At 66.5% G+C, this 12062-nt stretch carries 9 protein-coding genes and 1 pseudogene; 6 read left to right on the top strand and 4 right to left on the bottom strand.

Features of this window, described 5'->3' with window-relative positions:
• The coding region (locus VFH65_RS11960) for a dihydrofolate reductase family protein (protein ID WP_353321687.1) at positions 1-554 on the bottom strand (554 nt) is incomplete at its 3' end.
• Positions 555-653: 99 nt separating this feature from the next.
• Positions 654-1445, bottom strand: coding sequence for a crotonase/enoyl-CoA hydratase family protein (locus VFH65_RS11955; RefSeq protein WP_353321686.1), 792 nt, complete (start codon positions 1443-1445; stop codon positions 654-656).
• 270 nt (positions 1446-1715) lie between these two features.
• Here VFH65_RS11955 and VFH65_RS11950 point away from each other — a divergent pair, with 270 nt between their 5' ends.
• The 3 genes from VFH65_RS11950 to VFH65_RS11940 all read left to right on the top strand — a co-directional run bounded on the left by VFH65_RS11950 (position 1716) and on the right by VFH65_RS11940 (position 5455).
• Positions 1716-3278 (top strand): serine/threonine-protein kinase, encoded by a 1563-nt coding sequence (locus VFH65_RS11950; RefSeq protein ID WP_353321684.1) that lies wholly within the window; start codon positions 1716-1718, stop codon positions 3276-3278.
• A gap of 103 nt (positions 3279-3381) precedes the next feature.
• Complete coding sequence (locus VFH65_RS11945; protein ID WP_353321683.1) at positions 3382-5184, top strand: bifunctional serine/threonine-protein kinase/transporter substrate-binding domain-containing protein; 1803 nt, start codon at positions 3382-3384, stop codon at positions 5182-5184.
• Positions 5185-5296: 112 nt separating this feature from the next.
• On the top strand, positions 5297-5455 hold the full coding sequence (locus VFH65_RS11940; protein ID WP_353321681.1) for a DUF6307 family protein: 159 nt from the start codon (positions 5297-5299) through the stop codon (positions 5453-5455).
• A gap of 113 nt (positions 5456-5568) precedes the next feature.
• On the opposite strand, the gene VFH65_RS11935 is transcribed toward VFH65_RS11940, so the two are convergent.
• Entirely contained in the window at positions 5569-6483 is a 915-nt protein-coding gene (locus VFH65_RS11935) for a hypothetical protein (protein ID WP_353321680.1), read from the bottom strand.
• A 230-nt stretch (positions 6484-6713) separates the two neighbouring features.
• Positions 6714-8126, bottom strand: coding sequence for a DUF4185 domain-containing protein (locus tag VFH65_RS11930; RefSeq protein WP_353321678.1), 1413 nt, complete (start codon positions 8124-8126; stop codon positions 6714-6716).
• 270 nt (positions 8127-8396) lie between these two features.
• Here VFH65_RS11930 and VFH65_RS11925 point away from each other — a divergent pair, with 270 nt between their 5' ends.
• The 3 genes and pseudogenes from VFH65_RS11925 to VFH65_RS11915 form a co-directional block, all read left to right on the top strand.
• A complete protein-coding gene (locus VFH65_RS11925) occupies positions 8397-10664 on the top strand; it encodes an MMPL family transporter (RefSeq protein WP_353321676.1) in 2268 nt (755 codons plus the stop codon).
• A gap of 31 nt (positions 10665-10695) precedes the next feature.
• Complete coding sequence (locus VFH65_RS11920; RefSeq protein ID WP_353321675.1) at positions 10696-11763, top strand: type III polyketide synthase; 1068 nt, start codon at positions 10696-10698, stop codon at positions 11761-11763.
• A 10-nt stretch (positions 11764-11773) separates the two neighbouring features.
• Positions 11774-12062, top strand: a pseudogene (locus VFH65_RS11915) (hypothetical protein); the annotation flags it as partial.

Genomic DNA, 12062 nt, shown 5'->3' with positions numbered 1-12062 from the left:
ATGAGCTCTTGGATGTGACCGTCGAGCGTCCGGTTCTCGATCAGCTCGAGGTCGAAGTCGGCCGCACCCTGGAAGATCGGGTCCAGCCCGGTCTGACCGGTGATCACAGGGAAGAGCGTTACCTGGACACGGTCGACCAGGCCAGCGGCCATTAGCGCCCGGTTCATCGACAAGCTGCCATGGGAGCGCAACGGCACCTTGGATTCCTCCTTGAGCCGGGCGACGACATCGACGGCGTCACCGCTCACAAGGGTCGCGTTCGGCCAGTTGAGGGGTCCTTCCAGCGTCGTCGACACCACCGTTGCCGGCAGGCTCCTCATCCGGGTGACCCATGGGTCACGCACGTCGGAGTCTTCGGTGCTCGAAGCGAGCATCTGCGCGAATGCCCGATATGTGTTGGCCCCGAAGACCATCCGCTGCTCCTGGTCGTACAGGGCGAGGCGGCGGTCGAGCAGCTCGGGGCCTTGCTTGCCCCAGTAGCCGGTCCAGTTGCCGCTGGCGGCGCCGAAGCCGTCGAGGCTGGAAAAGACGTCGAACGTGTAGGTAGCGGCCATGGTGTTCTCCTCGAGTGCGGTTGATCGGGTTGAAGAGACAGACTGGGAACGACGACGGGACTCATCGCCGTCGCTCTTCTGCCGCCCGCCGGTGGACGCTCAGCGACCCTCGAATGTGGGAGGTCGGCGCTCGAGGAAGGCGGCCACGCCCTCGGCGGCATCGCGGCTGGTGATCACGGTCTGGTTCCACTCGAGCAGCACCTGCGCGGCGGCGTCGCGGGATGCCCGCTCGGCGGCGCGTGCTGACGCAATGGCGGCTTGTACCGCCAGCGGTGCGTTCGCGGCGATCAGCCGGGCGATCTCCATGGCGCGTTCCAAATGCCGGCCCTCGGGCACGACTTCGTTGACCAGACCGGTCCTCAGCGCGGTATCCGCGTCGAAACGTTCAGCTGTCAGCAGATATCTCATGCCGGCAGCGCCAAGACGCGCGGGCAAGCGGAAAGTCCCGCCGCCCAGCGGGAAGACCCCGCGCGCCACCTCGAGCTGAGCGAAGCGCGTGCCCTCGGCCGCGACTACGGCCTGCGATGCCAGCGCAAGCTCAATGCCGAGCGTGTTGCACGTGCCATGCACCGCAACGACAATCGGCTTCGGGCATGGCTCACCGAAGAAGTTCCACGGATCAAGGCCGTCCTCGGGAAACACCGCGCTGACGTCACCGGTAGCAATCAGCGGTGCGACCGATGCGAGGTCGAGTCCGGCGGTGAACAGCCGACCATGACCGAAGATCACGCCCACCCGCAAATGATCGGTATCCGCCAGGCGCCGGCACGCCCGGCTCACCGCCTGGATCACGGTCAGGTCCCACAGGTTGTGCGCGTCGGGGCGGTTGATCCCGATGAGGAGCAGCGGCCCGTCCTCGTCGATCGTCACCGAGTCCACTTCGTCAGCCATGGGTCCACCGTGGCATACGCCACACGTTCCAGGACACCGCCGAGCAAACGAATCGTCACCGCGGGACCGGAGCTGTGGCCAGGCTTACCGCAATTGCATTGTGCTGCTTTGACTTCGGCCACGTAGCATGGGGGCTTGTGGTCCGCGGCCTATGAAAGCCTGACGGACGCGTTAACCGAACGTCCAATGCGGGAACACGTGTATTGCCGCACGTCGAGCATGGACGGCGGCCCTGCAGGGCGTCGGGGATGAAACGGAAAGGATTGGTCAATGGCCTCCGCGAACGTCGGCTCGCGGCTGGGCACCCGGTTCGGGCCCTATGAGCTGCAATCCCTGATCGGTGTCGGGGGAATGGGCGAGGTGTACCGCGCCTACGACACCATCAAGGAACGGACGGTTGCGGTCAAGCTGCTGCGCGCCGAGATGGCCGCGGACCCGTCCTTCCAGGAACGCTTCCGCCGTGAATCACGCGTCGCTGCGCGGCTGCAGGAACCCCACGTCATCCCGGTGCACGACTTCGGCGACATCGACGGAAGCCTCTTCATCGACATGCGCCTCGTCGAGGGCGCCAGCCTGAAAGACGAATTGGAGCGAAACGGGCCGCTCGAGGCGAAGCGGGCAGCGTCGATCATCACGCAGGTGGCGGCCGCACTGGACGCCGCGCACGCCGACGGCCTGGTGCATCGCGACATCAAACCGGAAAACGTCCTGCTCACCCCCGACGACTTCGCGTACCTGGCCGACTTCGGTATCGCGCACGCCGGGGGTGATGCCAGCGTGACGAGCACGGGCATGCTCATCGGATCGTGCGCCTACATGGCCGTCGAACGGTTCAGCGGCGACGACCCGGTCGGGCCGGGCGCGGACATCTACTCGTTGACCTGCCTGCTCTACGAAAGCCTCACCGGCCGGCCTCCGTTCGAGGCGGCAGATCTGCAGCAGCTGATGACCGCGCACATGTTCGCGCCGCCGCCCCGGCCGAGCATCATGCGCCGAGGAATCAGTCGCGCCTTCGACGACGTCGTCGCACGAGGTATGGCCAAGAAGCCCGAGGACAGGTACGCGACCGCCGGTGAGCTGGCCAAGGCGGCCACCGCGGCCGCGGGTCAGGCCCCAGCACCCGTGGCGGCGCCCCCCGCCCCGACGCCACCGTCGAGCACCCGGCAGTTCTCGGCGATCTACCCGAACCCGGCCGCGACGGGCTATACGCCCTACCCGGTGCCCCTTCCCCCGACTCCTGAGCCGCCGGCACGCAAATCGCGATTCGGCACCACGCAGGTCGCGCTGGCCGCCGCGACGATTGTGCTGTTCGGTGTCGCCGCCGTGCTGGTCGCGCTGTTGGTCTCCGCCAATCCCGACAGCAGTTCGCCGCCGCAGACCCCGCTGGCAGTGCCGCCGTCGGCCAGCACGGCGACCGAGACCGTCACGGAAACGACGTCACCCCAATCGCCGACCACATCCACGACGACAACGACGTCTTCGCCGACGACAAGCGCGAGCGCCCTGGCCGGTATCCCGGGAACCGATACGCAGGGCTTCGTCGGCCACACGGCCCGCTGCGACCCCGGCAGCACACCGGCGGCGGCGATCCGGACCGCCCAGTCACTGGCCGTGGTGTGTGAATCGGGTCCGGGCACGTACTACTACCGCGGCGAGCGGTTGCGTGACGGCGCCAACCTCCAACTCGCCAATGCGGTCCCCGCGGGCGGCGGATTCGACGTCACCAATCCCGCCGACGGAGCCCGGTACCAGGTGCGGCCCGATCGGCTCACCATCCTCAGCAACGGCGGGGTGGACTCGGCGGAGCCTGCGCTGCAGTACGCAGCGCCTTAGCCGAGAATTTGCGTCATTGACGCACGCGAAGACAATCCTGGCAAAGATGATGTAGCTTCGATCGACACAGCGATGCGGGGGCCGCTGCCGAGGAGCTAATACGGTGGATGCGACACCATTCGGGCACTACCAGCTGCAAGAGCTGATAGGTCGGGGTGGCATGGGCGAGGTCTGGCGGGCCTACGACACCAAGACCGACCGCATTGTCGCGGTCAAGGTGCTGCCGCCTCACATGGCCGACGACGAGATCTTTCAGCAGCGGTTTCGCCGTGAATCGCAGGCCGCGGCCGGCATCAACGAGCCTCACGTCGTGCCGATCCACGGGTTCGGCGAGATCGACGGCCGGCTGTATCTGGACATGCGGCTGATCGACGGCCGCAACCTTGGAACCATCCTCAACGACACCGAAAAGGCGCTGGCGCCGACGTTCGCGGTGCATGTGGTGGAGCAGGTCGCAGCCGCGCTGGACGCCGCGCACGAGGCGGGCCTGATCCACCGGGACATCAAGCCGTCGAACATCCTGATCACCCCGCGCGAGTTCGTGTACCTGATCGACTTCGGCCTGGCGCGCACGGCCGGTGACGACGGGCTGACGACGGCGGGCAGCACGCTGGGCACGATGGCGTACATGGCCCCGGAGCGATTCGAGGGCAAGCAGGTCGACGCGACCGCCGACATCTATGCGTTGGCGTGTGTGCTCTACGAATGCCTCACGGGTGTGCGGCCCTACCCGGCGGATTCTCTCGAGCAGCAGATCGCCGGGCATATGACACAGGACGTGCCTCGGCCGTCGGCCACCGACGCTCGGCTGGCCCCGTTCGACGATGTGATCGCCAAGGGCATGGCGAAGAAACCGGCCAAGCGGTATCAAACGGCGGGGGAGTTGGCGGCGGCGGCGCGGCGGGCGCTGAACGCGCCGGTGCGCACGACGGGCTCGGGCAAGCATTCGGCACGACGCGCCAAGCCGACGCGGCCGACGGTGTCGCGGCGGGTGCTGGCGATCGCGGGCGCGGTGGTGTTGGTGGCGGCGCTGGGCACGTTCGGGGTGTTGCAGTGGCGCGGCGGCCCCTCGAGCGGGGGTACGCGACCGGCGAGCCAGGCGGAAAGCTCGGCGCCTGCGGTCGCTCCGCTGGGCGCGGTGCCATCGATCGCGGCGACGGTTCCGCCGGAGATCCGGGAGACCGGCCGATTGGTAATCGGGGTCAATGTGCCTTATGCGCCAAACGAATTCAAGAACGCCGACGGTGAGATCGTCGGCTTCGACGTCGACTTGATGAACGTGGTGGCGCGAACGCTGGGGTTGGTGCCGGATTTTCGGGAGACGGGCTTCGAGGCCATCATCCCGTCGGTGCGGGCCGGCGACTTCAACGTCGGGATGTCGTCGTTCACCGACACCGTCGAGCGTGAAGAGCTGGTCGACTTCGTCACGTATTTCGAGGCGGGGACGTTGTGGGCGCAGCGGCCGGGTTCGGGGGTCGATCCGGCGAACGCGTGTGGACTGCGGGTCGGAGTGGCGTACGCGACTCTTCAAGAGACAGAAGAGATTCCGGCTAAGAGCGAGGCGTGCGAGGCCGCGGGCCTGCCGCCGATCGAGAAGGTGGTCTACGTCCAGCAGGACGAACTGACTGCTGCGTTGATCGCGGGTGAGGTCGATGCCATGTCGGCGGATTCGCCGGCGACGGGATTCTCGATCAAAACCAGTGCGGGCGAGCTCGAACCGGCAGGTGAGGTTTTCGACTCTGCGCCATACGGCTGGGCGGTGGCCAAGGGCTCACGGCTGGCCGAGTCGCTGAAGCAGGCGCTGGAACATGTGATGGCGACCGGCGACTACCGGACCATCGCCACCATGTGGGGCGTCGAGAAGGGCATGATCAACAATCCGGTGATCAACGGCGCGACGCGGTAGGTGCCATGCGGCCGAGGGGCTTACGCAACCTGACAAACGGATAGGGCGTAGCGTCTCAGGTATCGGGCAGCTCGGTTGCGAGCGAACATGCCTGGCTAAGAAGGAAAATGTGATGGCTTCGACAACGATGATCCGCACGCCCTACGAGCTCCGTCTCGACCTCGTCAAAGACACCATCACGACTCACTCCAAGCTAGGCGACAAGGCCGCAAGTGAGCTGGCCGTACACGTCCTGCACGCTTTGAACTCGGTCCCCGAGAAGATGCGCTGAGCAGCAGCGGTGTTGCCGCGTCCGACCGTGCGGTTTCGTACGCGACACGCCGCGCCGGCGTATGAGTTCGCACAGTCGTGCTCGGGAAGTCCCGATTTCCCGGTTGACCAGATCTAGGCGAGGAAGCGGTCGAGGCCTCGTGTCTGCAGCTGATGAGCTGCCATCGCCTGGCGATGCCCGAGGCAGACGCCTGCGGCGGTCATGGCCATCATTCCGGCGATTCCCGGCAAGGCGCCAGCTGCCATCTCGGACAACCGAACTCGCGGCATGGCCTCGTTGTTGTAGCCCGTCCTTTGGGGGGCTTGGCCAGGCTTGCCCGCTATGCCCGATGAGGTTGTTACCTCTCGCAGTCTCGGGTCACTCGCGGGTGCGTGGCGCGGCGACGGCGCCTGTTCACCCGCCCAGCGCGGCGTGGACGTGATGATCGGACCCAGTGTCCCGCGCGCCGCAATCGAGGCACCCAGCCCCGGCGGTGCAGCCGTAGGCGCGAGGATGATCGGCATCCTCATGACGGGTGATCCGTTGCCGTCGGGAAGGGACGCAATGGGTCCCGCCACCGTCACGATCACCGGATCCGGCTCACCGGGTGGCACGTCGGCCGGAACCGGGGGCAGCTCCTGGGGAAGAGGCGGCAGCTCCGCAGGAGGCGGGGCGAGATCGGCGACAGGTGGCGCTTCGGGAATCAGCATCGGCGGCAACCGGTTAACGGTTCCGCCATCGCAGTTGTCGTTGCCGGACTCGTCGTCGATGGGTTGCTCGTCGCCTTGCTCATCCTCGGACTCTTTGGTGCCGACGGTGTTCTCGCCGACGTCACCGGGTTCGCCGGCGGTTCTGTCAGCGTCACCGCTGTAGGTATCTGCGACAGTGTTTTCAGCGGTTTTGTCGGGTCCGACGTCCGAGGCGGTGTCGCTGGTGCTATCGCTTGCGGGCGAGTCGCCGGTGTCGGCGGAAGCTACTGCGGTGGTGGCGCCTGCAAGCAACGCCATGGTGATTGCGCACGCAGCCAACAGCATCTCCGCCCGACCCATAGCGCCTCCCGACCTGGCGTGCAACTGGCCATCAGCATCCGCGATGCCTAGACAGTCTCGCATTTCAGCCGCCGCGGCGGTGGCCCATTTGGGAAGGCTTTCCGGGCATTGTCCGGCGAGGCGCACCGAAGTGTGTTGTCCCGCAACGCCCCCGGCAGTTTGCTGCAGCGATCGCTTGTGAGTAGCACAGCAACCTGCAGCTGACACCGGGCAACGCCCGTCAAGAGACACTATGGCAGGACCGTTTTCATCAACATGACGTTGTACGCGGACCACAGCGACAGGTTGTAATACAGCTCTCTCCCTGTGGACCAGGGATGGAGGAACGGCGCGTAGATGCCGCCGGGAAAGTCCATTGATCGCACCAGAAGGTGCTCGGGGCTCCACGGGCCTTGCGGTGCCGGCGCCGTCCTCATCACGATGTCGTTGGCACCGTTGCCGTACAGCGCCAGATATTGGTTCAGATGCGTGTTGTATTGGGCCGACATTTCGCTGACGGGGCCAGGAATCACGGCTGTCGCAGCGTCAGGATTGCCTGGGATCCAGGCATTTTGAGCGGTGTTCCAATATTCGTACCTTCGCAGATCCGGCACGCCGCCTGGAAGAACACGCGATATGAACGCCGGACCGCCGCGTCCCGCGGGTGTCCCGAACGAGTAGAGGTAAGGGTCGCCGGGACCGGGCCGAAGGAACGCCCCCTGCTGGAAGTTCTGGCTTCCCGGGACGAATCGGACGTTAGCGATGCTGTCCGGCGCGGCAGGGCGGACGCTGTCGGGGTAGACGCCCCAGTGCTCGCCATTGTCGGGGGAGACCGCGATCGCCGAGTAGTTCGTCGTCCATCGGCCGTCGCCGTCCCAACTCTTGATCGACATGAAGTTCAGGTATTGCTTGCCACCGACGGAGATGCCGGCGGTCGGAATCATTCCCTTCTCCGTCGACGCCCACTTCACGCCGGGAAGGATCGCCTTGGAGGTGCCGGGCCGCAGCAGCGGCGAGCCGGAATAGTTGTTGGCGAGAACACCATTCGGCACGGCGATGGTGTTGGACAGCGCGCCGTCCTGACTGCGAAACAGCGTGTTGTACCGCCACTGCTGGCCGCGGACGCTGCAATAGCCGTAGGTGTCGCCGAAGGCCATCAGCACCTGCCGGTTGGCGGGATCGCCGTTGTCCCACATGATTCCGAGGTCGGTACCCGTGATGGCGAAACGACTGATGGTGTCGTTGGGGCTGTCCGGTCCAGTGACCCAGCCGACCAGCGATGTGCCCGGTGGCGACGGCGCCGGCGGCGGCGCGGCAGCAGGGACTTGCTGAATCGCGTCGGGAGGAACAGGGGCAGGCGCAACCTGCGCTTGCTGTTGCACCTGCGCAGAGCCTGGGGTCAGGGTGTTGAGCAGAGTCCTCGGCAGCTGGCCCAGCCTTGGTAACGGCGCCTCCTCGTTCGCGCCGTCGGGCCGTTGTCCTACGGGCCGGAGGTTGATGCCGGGCAGAGGCGGTGTCTCCTCGGCGTTGGGAGCCGCAGGAGGCTGGGCTGCCGCGGCGGCACCCGTGCACGGCTCGGCAGCCGCAGGCGGCGCGACGGCGAGGAGTCCGATAACAGTCGCGGACGCCACCGATAGCGAGGCGATTCGAAGACGCGGCGACATGTCACACCTTTCCGGGGCGGACGTCGCGTTGACGTCAGCAGCTGGCTGATGTGACGATAGTGATCTTGAGTGACTGTTGGGATTACTGATGTACGGATAGGTATGCATCCGTGACCGTGTCGCAACCAACCGATCCGCCCGCGGGTGACAAATGGCGCGAAGTGAACCATCCGCCCTTCACCGACGTAAATTCCAATAGGTAGCCCTACTGACTATCCCGCCGGCATGGCACCGTTACGGCTCTGTAGGGACGTGGCCGAAGGAAACGACTTGTTGCAACGAATCGCGCTATTGGCGATCGCCGCACCGCGGCGCATCCTCGCGGCCGCAGTATTGGTGGCTGTGGCGGCGGGCATCTTCGGCATTCCGGTCGCCAACAGCCTGTCCGCCAGCGGATTTCAGGACCCCACCTCGGAGTCGTCGCGCGCGACGCAGCTGCTGACCGATAAGTTCGGCCAGGGCGACGTGCAGATGCTGATCACCGTCACCGCCCCAGACCAGGTCCTGACCGGTTCCGCGCGCGCGGTGGGTCTGGATGTCGTCGACCGCCTAGAGCGGTCGCCGCATGTCGCGAACGTGACCTCCGCGTGGACCGCAACACCTGGCGCCGCCACCGAGTTGGTGAGCAAGGACGGCAAGGCCGGCCTGATCGTCGCCGGTATCAGCGGCAGCGAGAACGACGCGCAGACCTACGCCAAGACGCTCGCCGACGAGGTGAGCGGAAGCCGCGACGGCATCACCGTGCGCGCGGGCGGGGTCGCGATGATGAACGTCCAGATCACCGAGCAGTCACAGCGCGATCTGCTGCTGATGGAGTCACTCGTCATTCCGTTCAGCTTTCTCGTGCTGGTCTGGGTGTTCGGCGGGCTGCTGGCCGCCGCTCTACCGGTGGCGGTGGGCATCATCGCGATCGTCGGGTCGCTGTCGGTGCTGCGACTGATCACGTTCGGCACCGACGTGTCGATCTTCGCGCTGAACCTGACGACCGCGATGGGGTTGGCGCTGGCGATCGACTACACGCTGCTGATCATCAGCCGCTTCCGAGACGAGCTGGCCGACGGCGCCGACCGGGACACCGCGCTGGTTCGCACCATGGCCACCGCCGGGCGAACGGTGCTGTTCTCGGCGACGACAGTCGCGCTGTCGATGTCGGTGATGATCCTGTTCCCGATGCACTTCTTGAAGTCGTTCGCCTACGCGGGTGTCGCGACGGTCGCATTCGCCGCTGCCGCCGCCGTGGTGGTGACACCCGCGGCGATCGTGCTCTTGGGGAACCGGCTCGACTCGCTGGACGTGCGCCGGCTGGCCCGGCGTGTCCTGAACCGGCCCGACCCGGTCTACCGCCCCGTCGAGCAGCAATTCTGGTATCGCTCAACGAAGTTCGTGATGGCCCGCGCCGTCCCGATCGGGCTCGCCGTGATCGCGCTGCTTCTGGTGCTCGGTGCGCCGTTCCTGGGAGTCCGCTGGGGACTTCCCGACGATCGTGTGCTGCCCACCTCCCTGTCGGCGCATCAGGTCGGGGATCAACTGCGAAACGACTTCGTCAACAACTCGGAGACCGCGGTCACCGTGGTCGTCCCCGACGCGCGTGGGTTGACGCCGGCGGATCTGGAGGGCTACGCCGCGGCGTTGTCACGGGTGCCCGATGTCACGCAGGTGTCCGCGCCGACGGGCACGTTCGTCGGCGGCGTCAAAGTGGGCCCGCCTGCGGCAGCCACCGGCCTAGCCGACGGCAGCGCATTCGTGACTGTCGGCAGCAGCGCGCCGCTGTTCTCCGACAGCTCGGAGGCTCAACTCGGCCGGCTGCACGACGTGGCCGGGCCTGCGGGCCGCGCCGTCGAGATGACGGGCACCGCCCAGATCAACGCCGACAGCGTCGACGCGATCACGAATCGGATGCCACTGGTGCTGGGGTTGATCGCGGTGATCACGCTCGCGTTGCTGTTCCTGCTGACCGGAAGCGTCGTGCTGCCACTGAAAGCGGTGGCGTGCAATGTGTTATCGCTGACGGCGGCGTTCGGCGCGTTGGTGTGGATCTTTCAGGACGGACACCTGGGGGCGCTCGGAACGACGTCGACGGGGACGCTGGTCGCGAACATGCCGGTGCTGCTGTTCTGTATCGCGTTCGGGCTGTCGATGGACTACGAGGTGTTCCTGATCTCGCGGATCCGCGAGTACTGGCTTGCATCCAAACAGAGGGGGAAGCGCACTGATGCCGACAACGGTGAGAGCGTCGCCCTCGGGGTGGCCCGCACCGGGCGGGTGATCACAGCCGCCGCACTGATCATGGCGATTTCTTTTGCCGCGCTGATCGCGGCCCAGGTTCAGGTGATGCGGCTGTTCGGGCTGGGCCTTACGGTGGCCGTGCTGGTCGACGCGACCCTGGTGCGGATGGTGTTGGTGCCGGCGTTCATGCAGGTGTTGGGCCGGTGGAATTGGTGGGCACCCAAGCCGCTGGTCCGGTTGCATGAGCGCATCGGGCTGACGGACGGGGAGCCGCAGAAAGCTGACAGTCAAGTGGAAGGGCGCGTGAATTGAACCATCCGGCTTGGGGTCTCGTGTTCACGGTATGGGTCCCGTGAGCGTCATCGCCGGTGTGCGTGGCGAACTACCGCAGCACCGCTACACCCAGAGTGAGATCACCGAGGCTCTCATCGAAATCGGGGGCTGGGAGCCTTTTGCCGACGCGCTGCACAGCCTGCACGAGAGCGCGAAGGTGAGCAGTCGCTACTTCGTGCGGCCTCTCGAGGACTACGCGACCCTCACCGACTTCGGCGATCTGAACGACGCCTTCATCGAGCATGCCGTCGACCTCGGATGTGCGGCGCTGACGGGTGTGCTCGACGAGGCGGGGTTAGCGCCAGAGGATGTCGACCTCATCGTGTCGACGACGGTCACCGGCATCGCGGTGCCGTCGCTGGATGCCCGCATCGCCGGGCGGGTGGGCCTGCGACCCGACGTGCGACGCGTTCCGATGTTCGGGCTGGGCTGCGTCGCCGGGGCGGCAGGGGTGGCTCGGTTGAACGACTACCTGCGCGGTGCGCCCGACGACGTCGCGGTGCTGGTGTCGGTGGAACTGTGTTCGCTGACCCAGCGGGCCGAACCTTCGATGGCCACCCTCGTCGGCAGCGCACTGTTCGGGGACGGTGCCGCCGCGGTGGTGGCCGTCGGCGAACGTCGTGCCGAACGGATCGGCGCTGTCGGGCCGGACATCGTCGATTCGCGCAGCCATCTCTACCCCGACTCGCTACGCACGATGGGCTGGGACGTCGGCGGCAACGGTATGAAGCTGGTGTTGTCGCCGGACCTGCCTGCGGTCATCGAGCGCTATGTCGGCGACGATGTCACCAACTTCCTTGGGACGCATGGCCTGAGCGTCGGCGATGTCGGGGCGTGGGTGAGCCATCCTGGCGGTCCGAAGATCATCGAGTCGATCACCGCGGCTCTCGACCTGCCCGACGATGCGCTCGAGCTGACGTGGCGGTCGCTGAGCGATATCGGCAACCTGTCGTCGGCGTCGGTGCTGCACGTGCTGCGCGACACGATCGCCAAACGGCCGCCCAAGGACAGTTCCGGGGTGCTGATGGCGATGGGTCCCGGGTTCTGTTCGGAACTCGTGCTGTTGCGCTGGCACTGACGTGAAGCGGTTGTATGTCGTGCTGATCGGTGCTGTGGCGGCTGAGCGCGTCGCGGAACTGGTTGTCTCGCAGCGCAATCTGTCGTGGAGCAGGGCGCAGGGGGGCGTCGAATACGGTGCCGCGCACTACCCCGCGATGGTGGTGCTGCACACCGGACTGCTGGCGGGGTGTCTGGTCGAGGCTCGCGGACTGCGCCGACGCTTCATCGGTCGGTTGGGCTGGCCCACGCTGGCGATGGTGCTGGCCGCTCAGGTCTTGCGGTGGTGGTGCATTGCGACGCTGGGCCGGCAGTGGAATA

The sequence above is a fragment of the Mycobacterium sp. genome, assembly GCF_035697385.1.
GTDB lineage: Bacteria > Actinomycetota > Actinomycetes > Mycobacteriales > Mycobacteriaceae > Mycobacterium.
This window is presented reverse-complemented; position numbering and strand designations above follow the sequence as displayed.